17 protein-coding genes are annotated in these 17,062 nt (G+C 59.8%); 10 read left to right on the forward strand and 7 right to left on the reverse strand.

The genetic code is table 11. From position 1 onward, the window contains the following. Nucleotides 1-688 precede the first annotated feature (688 nt). The gene (locus BM346_RS02250; protein ID WP_092008671.1) at nucleotides 689-2,341 is read left to right on the forward strand and encodes an electron transfer flavoprotein-ubiquinone oxidoreductase; all 1,653 of its coding nucleotides are present in this window, start codon (nucleotides 689-691) and stop codon (nucleotides 2,339-2,341) included. 150 nt (nucleotides 2,342-2,491) lie between these two features. Here the strand turns inward: BM346_RS02250 and BM346_RS02255 are convergent, their stop codons facing one another. The 6 genes from BM346_RS02255 to BM346_RS02280 form a co-directional block, all read right to left on the reverse strand. Continuing rightward, a complete protein-coding gene (locus BM346_RS02255; protein ID WP_092008672.1) occupies nucleotides 2,492-2,953 on the reverse strand; it encodes an FKBP-type peptidyl-prolyl cis-trans isomerase in 462 nt (153 codons plus the stop codon). A gap of 212 nt (nucleotides 2,954-3,165) precedes the next feature. Next, the gene (locus BM346_RS02260; RefSeq protein WP_092008673.1) at nucleotides 3,166-3,732 is read right to left on the reverse strand and encodes a DUF1285 domain-containing protein; all 567 of its coding nucleotides are present in this window, start codon (nucleotides 3,730-3,732) and stop codon (nucleotides 3,166-3,168) included. Nucleotides 3,733-3,865: 133 nt separating this feature from the next. Then, nucleotides 3,866-4,318: a SixA phosphatase family protein gene (locus BM346_RS02265; protein ID WP_092008674.1), complete on the reverse strand. Its 453-nt coding sequence runs from the start codon at nucleotides 4,316-4,318 to the stop codon at nucleotides 3,866-3,868. Between the two features lie 3 nt (nucleotides 4,319-4,321). Beyond that, entirely contained in the window at nucleotides 4,322-5,422 is a 1,101-nt protein-coding gene (locus tag BM346_RS02270; RefSeq protein ID WP_092008675.1) for an NAD(P)H-dependent glycerol-3-phosphate dehydrogenase, read from the reverse strand. A 53-nt stretch (nucleotides 5,423-5,475) separates the two neighbouring features. Then, nucleotides 5,476-5,967 carry an STAS domain-containing protein gene (locus BM346_RS02275; RefSeq protein ID WP_092008676.1) on the reverse strand — a complete coding sequence of 164 codons (492 nt, stop codon included), beginning with the start codon at nucleotides 5,965-5,967 and terminating at the stop codon, nucleotides 5,476-5,478. Nucleotides 5,968-6,045: 78 nt separating this feature from the next. Further along, complete coding sequence (locus tag BM346_RS02280) at nucleotides 6,046-7,257, reverse strand: PP2C family protein-serine/threonine phosphatase (protein ID WP_092008677.1); 1,212 nt, start codon at nucleotides 7,255-7,257, stop codon at nucleotides 6,046-6,048. A gap of 138 nt (nucleotides 7,258-7,395) precedes the next feature. Between BM346_RS02280 and BM346_RS02285 the strand changes: the two genes are divergently transcribed. Further along, entirely contained in the window at nucleotides 7,396-8,874 is a 1,479-nt protein-coding gene (locus BM346_RS02285; RefSeq protein WP_092008678.1) for an HD domain-containing protein, read from the forward strand. Between the two features lie 25 nt (nucleotides 8,875-8,899). On the opposite strand, the gene BM346_RS02290 is transcribed toward BM346_RS02285, so the two are convergent. Then, the gene (locus tag BM346_RS02290) at nucleotides 8,900-9,976 is read right to left on the reverse strand and encodes an NAD(P)/FAD-dependent oxidoreductase (RefSeq protein WP_092008679.1); all 1,077 of its coding nucleotides are present in this window, start codon (nucleotides 9,974-9,976) and stop codon (nucleotides 8,900-8,902) included. Between the two features lie 96 nt (nucleotides 9,977-10,072). Between BM346_RS02290 and BM346_RS02295 the strand changes: the two genes are divergently transcribed. From BM346_RS02295 to BM346_RS02330, 8 genes are read left to right on the forward strand one after another with little or no spacing between them, the layout of a single operon-like run. Further along, a complete protein-coding gene (locus tag BM346_RS02295; RefSeq protein ID WP_092008680.1) occupies nucleotides 10,073-11,029 on the forward strand; it encodes an acyl-CoA desaturase in 957 nt (318 codons plus the stop codon). Next, a complete protein-coding gene (locus BM346_RS02300; protein WP_092008681.1) occupies nucleotides 11,026-11,502 on the forward strand; it encodes a nuclear transport factor 2 family protein in 477 nt (158 codons plus the stop codon). The genes BM346_RS02295 and BM346_RS02300 overlap by 4 nt, the downstream gene beginning before the upstream one ends. Next, nucleotides 11,499-12,287 carry an SDR family NAD(P)-dependent oxidoreductase gene (locus BM346_RS02305; protein WP_092008682.1) on the forward strand — a complete coding sequence of 263 codons (789 nt, stop codon included), beginning with the start codon at nucleotides 11,499-11,501 and terminating at the stop codon, nucleotides 12,285-12,287. Before BM346_RS02300 ends, BM346_RS02305 begins: the two co-directional genes overlap by 4 nt. 6 nt (nucleotides 12,288-12,293) lie before the next feature. Beyond that, nucleotides 12,294-13,559: an NAD(P)/FAD-dependent oxidoreductase gene (locus BM346_RS02310; protein ID WP_092008683.1), complete on the forward strand. Its 1,266-nt coding sequence runs from the start codon at nucleotides 12,294-12,296 to the stop codon at nucleotides 13,557-13,559. 14 nt (nucleotides 13,560-13,573) lie between these two features. Continuing rightward, nucleotides 13,574-14,497, forward strand: a complete 924-nt coding sequence (locus BM346_RS02315; RefSeq protein WP_092013210.1) for a DUF1365 domain-containing protein — start codon at nucleotides 13,574-13,576, stop codon at nucleotides 14,495-14,497. Then, on the forward strand, nucleotides 14,485-15,780 hold the full coding sequence (locus BM346_RS02320) for an SAM-dependent methyltransferase (RefSeq protein WP_092008684.1): 1,296 nt from the start codon (nucleotides 14,485-14,487) through the stop codon (nucleotides 15,778-15,780). The genes BM346_RS02315 and BM346_RS02320 overlap by 13 nt, the downstream gene beginning before the upstream one ends. A gap of 6 nt (nucleotides 15,781-15,786) precedes the next feature. Beyond that, complete coding sequence (locus BM346_RS02325; protein ID WP_092008685.1) at nucleotides 15,787-16,302, forward strand: DUF2878 domain-containing protein; 516 nt, start codon at nucleotides 15,787-15,789, stop codon at nucleotides 16,300-16,302. Continuing rightward, nucleotides 16,299-17,051: a hypothetical protein gene (locus BM346_RS02330; protein WP_092008686.1), complete on the forward strand. Its 753-nt coding sequence runs from the start codon at nucleotides 16,299-16,301 to the stop codon at nucleotides 17,049-17,051. Before BM346_RS02325 ends, BM346_RS02330 begins: the two co-directional genes overlap by 4 nt. Nucleotides 17,052-17,062: the final 11 nt, after the last annotated feature.

Raw genomic sequence — 17,062 nt, forward strand, 5'->3', positions numbered from 1 at the left:
TGGGTTTAATGACTCGTAATCAAAAAAACTCTCGACCAACCCGCCTGGGACACAATCACCGCCGGGGGCAACACCAGAGTATTCATGATTCCTGTCGCTCCGGCCGCAATGAGCAACGGCCGAACGTTGATTCAAACAGCAAAAACTCCATTGGACCTGCTGTCAGGGCGCCATAATACTGAAGGCAAAGACCCGGTGGGTCAATAGCAAAAGCCGTTTTGGCGCCCCTCCAGGCCCGTTTTTCCCGGATTATCAGTGGCTCCGGTACCGAACCGTGTTCTGTTTTCGGCCGTGAAAACCCCATTTTTGCGGTATTTTCGGAACACTGTTTCGCAAAATTATGGTATAACCCACTTTGCTTGCTATCCGGTTGGATCCGAGACTGACCGGACGCTTTAACGATGCCAGAACCGGCCGATAAATTCAAACGTGCGTTTGAAACCGGCAAAAAGCGGGGTAAACTGTCGTTTATCAGCCGCTTGTCCGGTACCATGTAAGCTTTGCATGTATACATGGGCCACCCGATAAGGGACCCGGTCGCTATCGTTACAATGAGATTTGGGCGTAAAAACGTGACGGGACGTGCAGCGCCGGCCGGAAAGAGCCGCCTGCCCCGGGAAACTTCCGTGAGAATCCCGACGTACCAGATTGCCTTTTATTCACTGATGAGACGTTTGAGGAGACCATCGTGGAACGCGAATCAATGGAAGTTGATGTTCTGATCGTCGGCGGGGGGCCCGCGGGCCTGGCGGCAGCTTGCCGCACCATGCAGCTGGCCCAGGAAGCCGGTGAGGAACTGACCGTTTGTGTCGTAGAGAAAGGCTCCGAGATCGGCGCCCACATCATTGCCGGCACGGTATTCGAACCGACTGCCCTCAACGAACTCTTTCCCGACTGGAAGGACCGGGGTGCGCCGCTGAATACACCGGTGACCCGTGACGACATCTTCCTGCTCAGGAACGAGGACAAGGCGACCAAGATCCCCAACGCCTTCGTGCCAAAGAACATGCATAATGAAGGGAACTACATCATCAGCCTGGGCAACCTGTGCCGCTGGCTGGCCGAACAGGCCGAAGCCCTGGGTGTTGAGGTGTATCCCGGCTTCCCCGCTTCCGAGATGATTATCGAGGATGGCCAGGTCAAGGGCATCATCACCGGTGACATGGGCATCGCCCGTGATGGCAGCAAAAAAGACAGCTACATGCCGGGCATGGAACTGCGCGCCAAGTACACCCTCTTTACCGAAGGCACCCGCGGCCACCTGGGCAAGCAGCTGATCAACGACTTCAAGCTCAACGAAGGCAAGGATCCGCAGCACTACGGCATCGGGATCAAGGAACTGTGGGACATCGATCCGGAGAAGCACGAGCCGGGGCTGGTCATTCACACGACCGGCTGGCCGCTGAACGAGTCCGGCAGCACCGGTGGTTCGTTCCTGTACCACCTGGAAAATGGCCAGGCGTACGTGGGACTGATCACTGACCTGTCCTATAGCAACCCTCACATGAGCCCGTTCCACGAGTTCCAGCGCCTGAAGCTGCACCCGGAAATCCGCAAGCACCTCGAGGGTGGCAAGCGCGTTTCCTACGGCGCGAGGGCCCTCACCAAGGGTGGTCTCAACTCCCTGCCGAAGATGAGCTTCCCGGGCGGCCTGCTGCTGGGCTGCAACGCCGGAACCCTGAACAGTTCCAAGATCAAGGGCTCCCATTCCGCCATGAAGTCCGGCATGTTGGGCGCCGAGGCGGTGTTCGAGGCAATCAAGGAGGGCAAGACCGGTGAGGAAATCACCAGCTTCCAGGAGCGCTTCGAGAACAGTTGGCTGTACAAGGAGCTCTATAACGAGCGCAACTTCTCGCCGGCAATGCACAAGTTCGGTAATGTTGGCGGCGGCGCCATTGCCTTCATCGAGCAGAACATCCTGGGCCGTCCGCTGCCCATGACGTTCCACGATACCACGCCGGACTACGCCACCCTGAAGCCGGCCGATCAGGCCAAGAAGATCGATTATCCGAAGCCGGACAATTCCCTCATCTTCGACCGCCTGTCCTCGGTGTTCATTTCCAACACCAACCATGAGGAAGATCAGCCGATCCATCTGAAGCTGAAGGATCCCTCGATTCCCATCGAGCACAACCTGCCGAAGTATGACGAACCGGCCCAGCGGTACTGCCCGGCAGCGGTTTACGAGGTGGTTGAAGCGGAAGACGGCAGTGGCAAGAAGTTCCAGATCAACGCCCAGAACTGCGTTCACTGCAAGACCTGTGACATCAAGGATCCGGCCCAGAACATAACCTGGGTTACCCCGGAAGGGGGCGGCGGTCCCAACTATCCGAACATGTAATCGTTCGGTATAAGCGAAAAACGGCCCCTCGGGGCCGTTTTTTTGTGGGTGTTCTCCGCCCAGGCGTGGCGGTGGTTGCCAGTCGGCCAAAAATAAAAAAAGCGGCCCGCGGGCCGCTTTTTTATTACCAGATCGCCTGGCGACTCAGAGTCAGTGCACGTGACCGTGCTCCTGCTCCTCGTCCGTTGCGGGACGGGCTTCAACGACTTCCACGTCGAAATGCAGGGTTTCACCGGCGAGAGGGTGGTTGGCATCAATGGTCACGGTCTCATCGTTCACTTCAACCACGCGAACGACCTGGGGACCGCCCGGAGTCTGCGCCTGGAACTGCATTCCCGGCTCGATGGTTTCCACGCCTTCAAAGGCGGAACGGGGAACCGGCTGGACCAGCTCTTCGTTCTTTTCACCGTAACCCTCGGCCGGTGACACGGTAACCTTTACCTGATCGCCGGCTGCCTTCTCGGTAAGGGCGCTTTCCAGACCACCGATGATGTTCTGCGCACCTTCCAGATATGCCAGCGGCTCACGACCTTCCACACGGGAGGAGTCAAGCTGCTCTCCCTGATCATTGGTCAGTGTATAGTGGATGGTTACAACGCGAGGTTCGGCCATGGTTTCTCCTTGCATGTCTCAATGACTGTATATGTTAAAACGGATGATCGAAAGTGATCGTGAACAGCCGGACTGCACAGAGGAACTAACGACCACAGGGCACCCCTACCGGGGCTGCCGGGCTCGATAACATGATTGAACGCACAGTCTAACAAGGGTCAGACCGTCATTTCCACCGTGTTACTTCCTTGGTGGAGGCAACGGACCGTATTTCAACCTTGCCCCACCTCAAAAAACTGACCATTACTCCAGATGCCGAGCGTCTTGCCCTCGTCGGTGGTTTCTTCCACCAGCAGGTCGGCCAGTTCATAGTAGGCTGCCGTCGTCAGTCTTGCCTCCAGGCCCCGGCGAACGTGAACAACCGGGCGGGGAGTGCTGTCACTGTCGTAGGCACCCACCTCAAGGGGATGATCCGCCCCCACGACGACATGCTCGCCCAGGTTGGTAGTGACACCCAGCAACTGCATCTCGCCCTCACCCTCGACTTCCAGAGTGTGTGCCAGAAAAGGGGTGTCCTCCACCTGGATGCGCCATTTTTCGACCGGGGTCACAAGGTAATACTCACCATCGTCTTCCCGCCTGAGAATGGTGGAAAACAGCCGGGGGATCGTCTCTCTCTGCATGGGCTCCCCTTCATGGAACCAGGTGCCATCGCGGGCGATGAGGATATCAATATCGCCTGACAGCTCGGGATTCCACTGCTCGATGGGGGGCAAGCCCTTACCCTCCACCTGAGCGGCCTTCACCTGTTCTTCCAGACGTTTCGGATCCTGGCTCATAGGCACTCCTGATCAGTATGGAAATATGGGGCTGGTGGTTTTCGTTTCAGCCACCGGCCATATATCCAGAGAATGGGGGCAGACACAATCGGTTCCAACCCAAACGACGACCCCCTGGTTTGCAGCGTCCACGTCAGGGGAGAAACTGGCTCTTCAGGTCGGCACAGCCGGGGCCGATCACCGGCATGTCCAGCAACACGGCCTGGCTGGTCATGAACGGAATGCCCCGCCGGTGACCGTCCACCAGCAGGGTGGACAGCGAACCCACCAGCGGCATGTGGGAAACCAGCATCAAGGGCCCGTCCACTGACATGTCCAGCAAGGCATCAAGGCACTTGCCGGGATCGTCGTCCGGGGTGAGGAATATCTTCTCATCCACTGGACAATTGAGGATCTCGGACACGACCGCTGCCGTCTGCCGGGCCCGGACCAGGGGGCTGGCCCAGATTTCGACCGGCCGCCAGGGGGATCTGGCGATCTGTCGGGCGACGATTCCGGCGGCCTTCCGGCCCGCGTCCGTCAGTTGCCGCTGCTGGTCAATGGAATGCCAGCCGGCCTCGCCATGGCGCATTACCAGCAGGTGCACGGCTCAGGCCTGCCCTGTCAGTGTACGGGGCAGTATGAACTCCACATCCGAGTTCTGTACCGCAGTCATGAGACTGCTGATCACGGCCTTGATGGAGGCTCCGCCGTACAGAATATCGTACAGGCCCCGAACCAGGGGCATGTAGATGCCAACCTCCTCAGCCTTCTCTTTCACCAGCAGCAGGGTATGGATTCCCTCGGCCACCTGTCCCAGCTCCGCAACGGCATCCTCCAGCCGGTCACCGCGGCCCACTGCATAGCCCACCCGGTAATTCCGGCTCTTGGCGGAGGTGCAGGTCACCACCAGGTCTCCGATACCCGCCAGACCCATGAAGGTCATGGGGTTGGCCCCGAGGCTCACGGCGAAGCGGCTCATCTCGGCAAGGCTGCGAGTCATCAGCATGGCGCGGGCGTTTTCACCCAGCTCGAGAGCAGACGCCATACCCGATACAATGGCGTAGATATTCTTCAGGGCCCCTGCCAGCTCCACGCCGTAGACATCCACGTTGGCGTAGACCCGGAAGTACTCGCAGCCCAGCAGCGCCTGCACCGTTCGCCGCACTTCAGGAACCTTGGCGGCGATGACCGTGGCAGTAAGCTCCCGGTTGACGATCTCCGCCGCGAGATTGGGCCCGCTCAGCACGCCGATGCGGGTTTTGGGAATCTCCTCCTGGAGTATCTCGCTCATCAGCTTGAAACCGTCCCGCTCGATACCCTTGGTCAGACTCACGACGATCTGACCGGGGCGGAAGGCACCGGCATGGCTGCGAATGACATCGCGGAAGGCTTTACTGGGGATGGCGACAAAAACGGTATCCACCTGCGCGACGGCGTCGGCGAAATCGGTGGTCGGACAAAGGTCGCCGGAAAGCGTCACGCCGGGCATGTAGCGGCTGTTGGTGCCTTTCTCGGACAGCTCCCTAGCCTGGGCCTCGTCCCGCATCCAGAAATGAACCCTGTGGCCATTCTCGGTGAGGACCTTGGCCATGGCTGTGCCGAAACTGCCGCCGCCGAGCACGGCAACTTCGTGCTTCTCAGACTGTCCGGAGTAGGTTTTCTGTATCTCGGAGGGTTGCCCGTCACCGGGCTGTCTATTCTCAGGCATAGTGCTTCCGTTTCGGCTCGCCGATGCATGGGAATGGTGCCTTCACGACCGTATCAGCCGATATCTTCGCATTCCAGTGCGCGCACCAGATTACGAAATTCCTCCCGATTACGGCTGTTCAGGCCCATCAGCACCCGGTGGGCATCCAGTACCTTGTCCCGGACTTCCTGCTCGCTGGCACGCAGAACAGGAATCTCTTCCAGTTCTTCAATCCTTGAGGCAGGCTCCCGGACAATGATGAAAATCCGGTCGAACCCCATGGAGGTAATAATCCGGGTAACGTCCGGATTGGTGGATATGAGTGTGGGCAGAAAATGACTCTTCTTGTTGGCCGCCATGGCGATTTTCGCCAACAGCCCCAGAGTCGTACTGTCGATGACCTCGGTCTCCGTGAGGTCAATCACAACCGTCTTGAATGCCGGATCAGAGGTAATGGACTCCACCAGATTATCCAACGTGGAACAGAGGTTGAGTCGTATTTCACCAATGAACTTGAGGACGTAGATCCCCTGCTTTTCAGCCTGCAGAATCTTGTAGCCAGCCATGTCTTTACTGCCAGTCGTTCGACAAAACGGAACCGCCGGAAAGCCTTGGCTTATCCAGCACCCGCCGGCTTCCCGGCATCAGTTTCCGATACGTTTGTTTTCATTTGCATCGGACATAGTCACATCAGTGACCGAGACAATCGCGATATCGTCTGGTAGCTCTGCCATCCCATCGAGATGAAGGGCCTCATTTAGCGATGCGATAGTGTGACGGCCTCCTGAAATGAGTTCAAGTAGTTGCTCTTCCTTTTTAATAAGGCTCTCAGCCTTCAGGACTTCAAGTATGCCATCTGAAAACAGGAACAGGCTGAAAGGCGTCGATAACGGTATCTCGTAGACCTCCCACTCAGGATCCTCAAACAGTCCCACTGGCAGTCCCGATCCCTCCAGAAAACGGGTCTCGCCCGGCTGAGCGATCACCGGCATCGGGAAATGCGCCCCAACAGCGTAACGGAGTGTTCTGGCGGCGGATGAGATGATCCCCACAAAAACCGTAACGTGCTTGCCAAGCCCGGTATCCAGTAACTCTGAATTGATACGCTGGAGAAAGCGTTCCGGATACAGAATGTCATCAGAGGAGCCCCGGCGCATGTTACGTTGAAGCCGGTTTGTGAGGTTCTTGAGCAACACCGTCACAAAGGCGGAGCTGGCTCCGTGCCCGGATACATCGGCGATGTAGACCAGGGTCTGGTCGTCGGAGATCCGGAAATAGTCCAGAAAATCGCCGCTGAGAAAAAGTGAGGGTTTGATCAGGTGATCGATGGCCAGGCCGTTGAGCATGACCTGATGGTCTGGCAGCATCCTCAACTGGACCTTGCGCCCGGCCCGCTGATCGGCCCGAAGTTCCGATATGCCCTCGCGCAGGTCCGAGTTGGCTTCTTCCAGTTCCTGGCGGTAGAGATGGTTCAGGCGGTGGATCCGGATCCGGTCAAACAGGCGCCCCAGTACATCATCGACCACGGACTTGTCACTGAGGGGCTTGAGGATGAAATCCGCTGCGCCGGCGCGCAACGCCTCGATAACCTGAGTGGCGTCGGTGGCATGGGAACAGGCGACGAGCGGGGTAAGGCCGACAGTGACATTCAGTACCGACACCAGCTCCGAGATGGCGCTGGGTGAAAGGTCGGCAAAAATCACATCCGGTGGTTGCTCGGTGAAGAGCTGCCGGCATTCGGAAATACTGGCGCAGCCCTGGGCGTAGAAGCCCCGGGATATCAGGTATTGATCAAGATCGTTCCTGGCAGCTTCATCAGGATCAATGATAAGAATGCGCTCAGTGCGCGCTGTCATGCTTCTGCCTTAGCGTTGTTGGTAAAGCCTGCCCATGGCCGGTCCATAACGTGTGTTATAGCGGGGCTCATACCGGGTATTCTGGCATGGTGCTGTGATATAACAAGTACCACATTGTTTTTCCTGTGAGGTTTAATCATGCGCAAGGCGGTAAACGACCTGCTCGGAGCCTATGACAAGATCATTATGGATCCGGTTCACGGCGGTATTCCCCTGTACCGCCATGAGATCAAGGTCATTGACCATCCGCTGTTCCAGCGGCTGCGAAATATCTGCCAGAACGACATCCTGAGCCTCGTCTTTCCCGGCGCAACCCACTCCCGTTTCCTGCACAGCGTGGGCGTCATGCATGTGGGCGGGCGGATGTTCCGGGCCATGATCGATGCCTATCTGCGGGAAAGACAGCTCAGCGAACAGGTGGACCTGACCCTGAGCCAGCTCGACGCCATTGACTACCTGGCCAAGACCATCCGCCTGGGATGCCTGCTTCACGACAGCGGCCATTCCAGCTTCTCCCACCAGTTCACCCAGGCGGCCCGCATCCACGATCTGATGGAGCAACCCGGACTGTTCGAGCAGCTATGGGAAGGTGTTGACTACCGGCGCTACTTCAGGGAGCCGCCGGAGGGACTGGAACACGAACACTATTCCGTCAGGGTGGCCCATGACATCCTCACCAGCATCGACCTGGCGGAGGCGGGACTCTACATTGAAGACGTGATGGGCATCATGGAAACAACGGATGTCACCCCCAGCGACGCCTTCTGTCGCCACGCCAATACCTTCTGGGAATTCATTGCCGGCGAGGACTCCGGCTCGGGCAAGCTCCGCAGCGCCGATATACCCGCCCTGGTAATGAACATGCTGTCGTCCATAGTCTCGGGGGAAATTGACGCGGACCGTGCCGACTACATGCTTCGCGACGGTTTCCACTCCTCGGTGACCATCGGCGGGTTCAACCTGGACCACCTGCTCAGTAACCTCCGCTTCGGCTGGGATACCAGGGCGCCGTGGCTGGGACTGGCCATCACTCACAAGGGGCTGGGCGCGCTGGAGGACTTCGTCTACAGCCGCTATCAGATGTATCGCAAGGTATACGCCCACAAGACCGCCCTCGGCTTCGACTGGCTCCTGCGGGAAGCCATAAACGAGGCCCTGGAGGCGCCGGACATCTATAACTGGGTGAATACCTGCCTGAGCGACATGAACTACTTCGCGGATCTCACCGACAGCTTCTTCTGGGAGGCCTTTCGCAAAATTGCCCGGCAACGGTCGGCCAGTTACTCACGGTGCATTGTGGACCGGGTCAAACTGCAGCACCTGGATACCCGCGAGGACCTCAGCACGGCGGAAACCGGCGCCCATCGTCACTGGCTTGCCCGGGAACTCGCCCTCGAGCCGGCGGAAGTGGTGACATGCACCATGCGGGCACGGTTCTCGAAGATCGGCGAGAATTTCGAGGGTATCAAGGTGCTGGTGCGGGATCCTGTCAGCCGACGCCGGTCCTTGCGGCGGATTACCGAGGTAAGCGCTTTCTTCAGCAAATTCGGTGATGGCACCATCACCCACTTCTACGTGCGGCCGCCAGGGGTCAGCGCTGCCGGGCCGAAGCCCTGAGCGCTGTCAGCCCCTGCCCCGGCAGTCAGCTCTGTACTTCTGCATCCGGCTGCGGCGCCGGCACCAGGCCCAGGGACTCGAGCCTCCGTACCAGGCCGTCGGCACTGTTGAACGCGCCCTCCACACGACCCCCCTCGAGCCAGTCCCCCATGATGCCAATGCGGTGGTCGTCGAACCAGAGGTGGCCAGGCCCCGTGCGGGCCCGGGGCCGCGCATAGAGCCATCGGTGCAGCAAGGTTTCACTGGGTTCGGCGGTGATGCCGCTGATGCTGAGAAACTCGTCAAGCAGCTGCCGCCGGACTTCCTCGGGATCGGTTTCGGTATTGGCATCGGACCAGTCCGGGTCTCCATGGAGCACCCACCACTCGCCCTCATCCTCCCGACCGGGTTTACTGGAGTTGTTACCGGCCCAGTGCAGCAGGCGACTGTTGGGCATATAGCCGCTGATATCGGTGCCGGTGCCCGTTGGAAAACGGACGACGACGGTCCAGCAGGCCTGCAGGCGACTGATCCGTATGTTCAGGTCGTTCGCCAGGCTGTCCAGCCGGCTGGCTTTCAGCAGCTCTTCGGTCTGGGCCGGCGGTGGCGTCAGCAGCACTGCATCAAACCCGTCATGCACACCGCCGTCCGTGTCCGTCAACCGCCAGAGCCCCCCAGTGCCCTGATCCAGGGACTGGATACGGATACCGGCTTTTATCTCCAGGGACGTGGAAAGGGCCCTGGTGATGGCGGTCATTCTCGGGATGCCCACAAAGCGTTCCGCCGGGCGCAACTGCTGCCAGACATTATCCGCACCCTGGAACCGGAAGATGCCGGACCACTCGCCGTAACTTTCACGGCCTGCGTACTGGTCGAGAAAGCTGCGAAAAGCAGGATTTCGGATAGTGAAGTATTGGGCTCCGATATCCGCCGAACTGGCGCTTCCCGCAATCTCCGGCAGACGTTTGGCTGCCATCCGGCCCCCGGGACCGCGGCTTTTCTCGAACAGAACAACATCGATACCGGCTGCCCGGAGCTGACGACCTGCGGTCAGGCCGGCGAGCCCTGAACCAACGATGGCGATCCTGCGTAATGGTAGGTGTGGGTTTGAACTATTAAACATGTGTTAAGAGGCATCCAAAAGAGTGATGGAAAACGTAAAAGTCAATGCAGCGATTTCTGCGGCACTACACGCTTATCTGCAAAAGGTTGTATCGGCATGACCAGAGTTCAGTCCTGGCTCACAAACATTCTGAGATGGTTCGACTCAAACGCCGGTTCGGATCAGCTTGATATAGAGTCGCGCCAATTCAATGCCCTCCGGGTGCTGCCCTTCATTGCCCTGCACCTGGCCTGCCTGCTGGCTTTCGTTACCGGTGTCAGTGCCTTTGCCCTGGGCTTCGCAGTGGCTTTCTTTGCCGTCCGCATGTTCGCCATAACCGGTTTCTACCACAGGTACTTTTCCCACAAGACCTTCAGAACCACCCGTGGCTGGCAATTCCTGTTCGCCCTGCTCGGGGCAAGTGCCGCCCAGCGGGGACCACTGTGGTGGGCGGCACACCACCGCCACCATCACCAGCATTCCGACCGGGAAGAGGATCTGCACTCCCCCCACCACGGTGGCTTCTGGTGGTCCCACGTCGGATGGTTCACCTGCGACGCCGGCTTCCGCACCGATGAGCGAAGGGTGAAGGACTGGCTGCGATTCCCGGAACTGCGTTTTATCAACCGCTTCGACGCCCTGGTTCCCGCCGCTGCGGCTGTGCTGATCTATACCCTCGGCGAAGCGCTAGCGGCCTGGGCCCCGGGCCTCGGCACCAATGGCCCACAGTTACTGGTGTGGGGCTTTTTCATCTCCACCGTGGCGCTGTTTCACGCCACCGTTTCCATCAACTCGCTATCCCATGTCTGGGGCTCCCGGCGTTTTGACACCCCCGACAACAGTCGCAACAATTTCTGGCTTGCCCTGATCACCTTTGGCGAGGGCTGGCACAACAACCACCACCGCTGGCCCCAGTCGGCCCGCCAGGGTTTCCGCTGGTACGAAATCGACCTCACCTACTACGGTCTCTGGTTGCTGTCCAGGCTCGGCATCGTCCACGACCTCAAGCCAATACCGGAAACCGTTCGGGATGAAACCCGTCGCATTGACCAGCAACGAGGAAATCGCCCATGACGATCCAGACCGCACCCGCCAGCGCAACAGACATCTACCGCAACCAATCCGTTGAGGGGACCGTGGACCGGTTCCAGCGCCTCTTCAACACCATGTGTGCCGGCAACGTCGGCAACCTGGACGATGTCTACGGCTCTGATGTCCAATTTATAGACCCTTTCGGCGAAGTTGACGGTATTGTCGGTCTCCGGGCCTATTTTGAAAAGGTCTACAGCAACGTCAGCTCGTGCCATTTCGAGTTCTCTGACACGGTCTTCAATGGCAACCAGGCCTGCGTTACCTGGACCATGTACCTTAAACACCCCAGGTTGCGCCGGGGGCGCGAGGTCACTGTTGCCGGTATGAGCCACCTGCAGGTAAGTGAGGGCCGGGTCCGTTATCACCGGGACTATTTCGATGCCGGCGAGTTGCTTTACCAGAACCTGCCGCTACTCGGCACCGTGATTCGCTGGATCAGGAAGTTCGCATCATGAGCGGTTTTCTGTCCAGACCGACTTCCATCTGGCTGACCGGAGCGACGTCCGGTATCGGTGAAGCACTGGCCGAGGCGCTGACCCGACAGGGGCACCGGCTGGTGGTGACCGGGCGCCGTCAGGAGGCGCTCGACAAACTGGTGGCTCAGGCGCCCGACCGCATCGTTGCCGCGGCGGCGGACACGACCAGTGTGGACCAGCTGGCGCGGATCGAACCGGCCCTTGAGCAGTTCGGTTCTCTGAATATGGCCATTCTGAACGCGGGTACCTGTGAATACGTTGATCCAGATCATTTCGACAGCGCTCTGATCGGCCGCAATATCGAAACCAACGTCATGGGCACCGTGCGTAGTGTGGAGCGTGCACTGCCCGCACTGAGGCGTGCCCGGGCCAAAGGCGAGAAGGCTGCCCTGGTTATCGTCGGCTCCTCCGCCTGGTGGTTTCCGTTTACCCGGGCCGAAGGCTACGGTGCGTCCAAGGCGGCACTGAGCTATTTCACGCAGTCGCTGCGGGCGGATCTCGCGTCAGAGGGTATCGAGGTATTCCTGGTCTCGCCAGGTTTCGTCAAGACGCCCCTGACCGACCAGAACGACTTTCCGATGCCCTTTCTGATTTCAGCCGAGGACGCGGCCGACCGGATCCTGCGGGGCCTCAGGAAAGGCAGGCACAGCATCGAGTTCCCGCGGCGCTTCACCTGGACCCTGAGGCTTCTGTCCAACCTGCCCCAGCCCCTGATCGACAAAATGGCCGCCAGAATGGCGCGAGACACCACCCGGGAAAACTGAATCATAATGAGCAACACCCGCGAACGAATTGCCGTGATCGGCGCTGGCGTGGCCGGACTCACCACGGCCTGGCTGTTATCCGAACACCACGACGTCACCCTGTTTGAGGCCGGTGATTACGCCGGCGGCCATACCAACACACGCCCGGTCAGCGCCGGTGGCCGCGACTGGCCGGTCAACACGGGGTTCATTGTGTTCAACGACTGGACCTACCCCAATTTCATCAGGCTGATGGAACGGCTCGGTGTCGACTCCGAGCCAAGCGACATGAGCTTCAGCGTCGACTCCGCCGCCAACGGGCTCCAGTACAATGGCACCAACGTCAATGCCCTGTTCGCCCAGCGTCGCAATGTTTTAAACCTGCCCTTTCTCAAGATGGTGCGGGAGATTCTCCGGTTCAACGACCAGACCCGTGGCGATCTTGGCGCCGGAACCCTGGACGATACCGAGACCCTGGGCAGCTACCTCGACAGACACCGGTTTTCCCGTTATTTCCGGAACCACTATATTGTGCCAATGGGTTCTGCCATCTGGTCGGCGCCGGAAATCGTCCTGGAGCAGTTCCCTATTCGCTTTTTCCTTCAGTTTTTCAACAATCACGGCATGCTGTCGGTGGACCAAAGACCCCAGTGGCGGGTGATCAGCGGGGGTTCGGCCCGCTACGTGGACCGGATGATGGAGCGCCTGGAAGATCTTACCCACCTGAACAGTCCGGTGGAGCATGTTACCCGTGGCGCCTCTGGTGTCACCATGCGGGTTCATGGTGAGAACCTGGCCTTCGACCAGGTGGTTTTTGCCTGCCACAGTGACCAGGCGCTGGCCATGCTGGGGGACCCGACCCCGGAGGAGTCCGAAATTCTCGCGGCAATTCCGTATCAGAACAACGACGTGGTCCTGCACACGGACAGCTCGGTTCTGCCGTCCAACCGGCGGGCCTGGGCCGCATGGAACTATTACATTCCCCAGCGGCAGGACCAGCCGGTATCGGTCAGTTACAACATGAACATTCTCCAGAATTTCCACGACGCCCCGGAAACCTTCTGCGTCACCCTGAACCGGACACGGGATATCGACGAGCGGCGAATCATTGAGCGTTATGAGTACGCCCACCCTGTGTTTTCCCTCGCTGCCGTTGCGGCTCAGCAGCGCTATCATGAAATCGGCAACCGCAACCGTACCCACTATTGTGGCGCCTACTGGTTCAACGGTTTTCATGAGGATGGGGTTCGCAGCGCCCTGAGAGTAACCGAAGACTTGGGGGTGAGCCTGTGAGTGATACCCAGGTGCTGGCCAGCAGCTGGCTGGAAGGCACGATCCGTCACCGACGCCGGCAACCGGTCAGCCATGAGTTCGAATACCGGACGGGGATGCTGGCCCTCAACCTCGACGAGTGGTCGCGCCTTGGCCGTTTCAGCCGCCTGGTGTCAGTGGAAGGCTTCAACTGGCTCTCAATGCATCGGCGGGATTACCTGGACCCGGCGGAGCCGAACCTGAAGCAGGCGGTCCGGGACCGGGTGGAGGCGGCCACCGGCTGGCTCCCCGACGGCGATATCGAGTTGATTACCCATCCACGGCACTTCGGTTATGTTTTCAATCCGGTGAGCTTTTACTTCTGCTACCGCAGCGGAGACCGTCCCGCCGACGGTGCCGTGCCCAGGGTGATCCTCGCCCAGATCACCAACACCCCATGGCATGAGCGTCACCTTTACTGCCTGGATGTGGGCGACGTCAGCGTCACCGGAACAGGCTGGCAGACGGTAAAGGCCGGTTTCGGCAAGCGCTTTCATGTTTCGCCCTTCAATCCCATGGACCAGCAATACCAGTGGAGCTTCAGCTTCCGGGGCCCGGAGCTGCGCATCCATATGAACGTGAATCGCCCTGGCAGCCCGGGGGCACCCCACCAACGCAAGGTTTTTGATGCCACCCTGGTGGTCCAGCGCACCCCTGTGACTCGTAAACAGATCAGACACAGCCTGAGGCGTTTTCCCCTGGAATCTTTCAAGGTGGTCGCCGGCATCTACTGGCACGCGCTCAGACTGAAACTCAAGGGGGTCCCGTTTCACACCCACCCGGACAAACTTCCGTCAGACCATCCCCAGCAGGGGCGGGGCAATGAGGACCAGGGGCTGGATGTGGGACTCGCCGACACCAAAACCGAACCACACTTTTCCGGCGCCAAGGCCACGAGGATCAGCTCATGGAGAACGTAAACAACCGCACCCGCCAGGACACCAGCAGCACGGCGTCGCCCCGGGATATGCCGGTGGCCAGCAGCTGGGCCAGGAAGCTCGTTTTCACCCAGTTGGCAGAACTGGGTCACGGCGAACTGGTGGTGAGGGAGCGCGGCTTCGACGACCGGGTGTTCGGCGATGGCGACTTCACCTGGCCTGCGGCCCGGATCGATGTGCACGATCACAGTGTCTGGCGGGACCTGCTTACCGGGGGTGGTGTGGGCGCGGCGGAGGCCTACGTCGCCGGTGACTGGAGTTCGCCGGACTTGACCGCCCTGCTCCGCTTCTTTACCCGTAACGTGGACCGGATGAATGCCTTCGAGGACCGCTTCAGCTGGCTGACGAAACCCGCTCTCAAGGGGCTGCACTGGCTCAACCGCAATACCCGGGAGGGATCCCGCAAGAACATATCCGCCCATTACGATCTGGGCAATGACCTCTTCGAGACTTTTCTCGACCCCACCATGATGTATTCCTCGGCGGTATATCCCCGCCAGGAGGCCACCCTGGAAGAGGCAGCGGTCCACAAGCTTGATCTGATCTGCCGCAAACTGGACCTTCAGCCCGGCGACCGGGTGATGGAAATCGGTACCGGCTGGGGCGGTTTTGCGGTTCATGCAGCCAAACATTATGGCTGCCATGTCACCACCACCACCATTTCCAGCGAACAGCTGGCCCTGGCCAGGAGGCGGGTCGAAAAGGAAGGTCTGCAGGACCGGGTCACCCTGCTGTTCGATGACTACCGGGATCTGGAAGGCCAGTTCGATAAACTGGTCTCCATCGAGATGATTGAAGCGGTGGGGCCGCAGTTCCTGGACAGCTATCTGAGCCAGATCAGCCGCCTGCTCAAACCTGACGGGCTGGCTCTCGTGCAGGCGATCACCATGCCGGAGCAGCGCTATCACCGGGCGCTGAAGAACGTGGATTTCATTCAGCGGTTCATCTTCCCCGGGAGTTTCATTCCCTCTTTCGGCGCCATTCTCGGCTCGGTCCGGCGGGAAACCGATCTGGTGCTGACCCACGCCGAAGACTTCGGCTTCCACTATGCCCGTACATTGCGGGACTGGCGCGAGCGCTTCATGGCCAAAGCCGGCGAGCTGGAGTCCCTTGGCTACGACGAGGCCTTCCGGCGGCTCTGGCACTTCTATTTCGCGTACTGTGAGGCGGGGTTCAGCGAGCGGGCCATCGGGGTCAACCAGCTGGTACTGGCCAAGCCCCACAACAGGCGGCCGAACCTGATTTCCGATACGGCGCAGGGCTGATCCGCCGTGGCACGTGATACCACGCTGAAGGTGATCAATTTCCTGCTGTTCCAGGCAGGCTGGTTTCTGTGCGTATGGCTTACCAACTGGATCGCCGTGGTGATCAGCCTGGTCATTGTCATGGTCCACCTGACCGTGATCAGTCGACGCCCCTGGCCGGAACTCCGTTTCATTCTGCTGGGTGTGGTGCTCGGCACTCTGCTGGACGGACTGTGGTTTCAGACCGGGATCCTCCGGGACGCCAGCGGCAGCGTCTGGACGCCGCCCTGGCTGATGGCGATCTGGGCGCTGTTCCTGACCACCCCGGGCCACTCCCTGGTATGGATGCAGGAACGTCTCTGGCTGCCCTTCGTGCTTGCTCCTGTCGCCGGGCCTTTCGCCTATTTCGCCGCCAATCGCCTGGACGCCATCTCCTTCCCCCACTTTACCGAATCTCTGGTCGCGCTGGCCCTGGGCTGGCTTCTGATCTTCCCTCTGCTGCTATGGCTCCAGCGACATTTTTTCCGGGAGACGATGACATGACAGTGCTTCGCGTTCACCCATTCATCCCCCTCGCCCTGCTGTTGGTCAGCGTCACCGGGGCGCGGGCCGCGGATTTCGCCTTTGAAGGGACTGCCAGGGACCAGCAGGGGGAAGTCATATACCAGGAGCGGCACCGGGTTTCCGGCAGCTGCAAAGAAGGTAGCTGGCGGCCGGGCAGCCAGAAGGTTGATTATATCCGCCCGGATGGGGACTCCCCCTTTGCCAAAAAAAGCCTCACCTACCCTGACACTCTCATCCGTCCGGAAGTGGACTTCCGCCAGCCGGATTTCAACGAAACGCTCGAAGTAACCTTCGGAGATCAGCAAGAGGTGGCGCGGGTCGAATGGTCCCTGGGGAATGGCGAGGCGGAACGCTGGAAACTTGAGGTAACCCCCCGGCTGGTTGTGGACGCCGGTTTCGACCACTTTATCCGGGCCAACTGGGACACGCTCAGGGAGGGTGGCTCCGTTGAGTTCCGGTTCCTGGCCCCGACCCGGGGCGAAGCCTATGATTTTGTGGCGGAGCCTGACCCTGACCCGCTGGATGGAGCCAGGCATGCCTTCCGCATCAAGCCTTCGGGCTTCCTGATGGGCATGCTGGTGGATCCGATCCGACTGGGCTATGACGAGCAGGGTTTCCTCACCCATTACTCGGGCCTGGGCAACATCCGCCGGAACCAGGAAGAAAACTACGTGGTTGACCTGCGCTACCGGGTCACCGAGCCAGCGGACTGCCCGCTGTTACCCTGACAGGGGCCTGA

It is taken from the genome of Marinobacter daqiaonensis (genome assembly GCF_900115285.1).
Lineage (GTDB): Bacteria > Pseudomonadota > Gammaproteobacteria > Pseudomonadales > Oleiphilaceae > Marinobacter > Marinobacter daqiaonensis.

What these genes read in the sequence shown, in the direction of transcription:
- BM346_RS02275 (WP_092008676.1), bottom strand. Translation starts at nt 5,967, where the DNA reads ATGGCTGGCTACAAGATTCTGCAGGCTGAAAAGCAGGGGATCTACGTC.
- BM346_RS02330 (WP_092008686.1), top strand. Translation starts at nt 16,299, where the DNA reads ATGACAGTGCTTCGCGTTCACCCATTCATCCCCCTCGCCCTGCTGTTG.
- BM346_RS02290 (WP_092008679.1), bottom strand. Translation starts at nt 9,976, where the DNA reads ATGTTTAATAGTTCAAACCCACACCTACCATTACGCAGGATCGCCATC.
- BM346_RS02305 (WP_092008682.1), top strand. Translation starts at nt 11,499, where the DNA reads ATGAGCGGTTTTCTGTCCAGACCGACTTCCATCTGGCTGACCGGAGCG.
- BM346_RS02260 (WP_092008673.1), bottom strand. Translation starts at nt 3,732, where the DNA reads ATGAGCCAGGATCCGAAACGTCTGGAAGAACAGGTGAAGGCCGCTCAG.
- BM346_RS02270 (WP_092008675.1), bottom strand. Translation starts at nt 5,422, where the DNA reads ATGCCTGAGAATAGACAGCCCGGTGACGGGCAACCCTCCGAGATACAG.
- BM346_RS02295 (WP_092008680.1), top strand. Translation starts at nt 10,073, where the DNA reads ATGACCAGAGTTCAGTCCTGGCTCACAAACATTCTGAGATGGTTCGAC.
- BM346_RS02300 (WP_092008681.1), top strand. Translation starts at nt 11,026, where the DNA reads ATGACGATCCAGACCGCACCCGCCAGCGCAACAGACATCTACCGCAAC.
- BM346_RS02310 (WP_092008683.1), top strand. Translation starts at nt 12,294, where the DNA reads ATGAGCAACACCCGCGAACGAATTGCCGTGATCGGCGCTGGCGTGGCC.
- BM346_RS02320 (WP_092008684.1), top strand. Translation starts at nt 14,485, where the DNA reads ATGGAGAACGTAAACAACCGCACCCGCCAGGACACCAGCAGCACGGCG.
- BM346_RS02255 (WP_092008672.1), bottom strand. Translation starts at nt 2,953, where the DNA reads ATGGCCGAACCTCGCGTTGTAACCATCCACTATACACTGACCAATGAT.
- BM346_RS02285 (WP_092008678.1), top strand. Translation starts at nt 7,396, where the DNA reads ATGCGCAAGGCGGTAAACGACCTGCTCGGAGCCTATGACAAGATCATT.
- BM346_RS02280 (WP_092008677.1), bottom strand. Translation starts at nt 7,257, where the DNA reads ATGACAGCGCGCACTGAGCGCATTCTTATCATTGATCCTGATGAAGCT.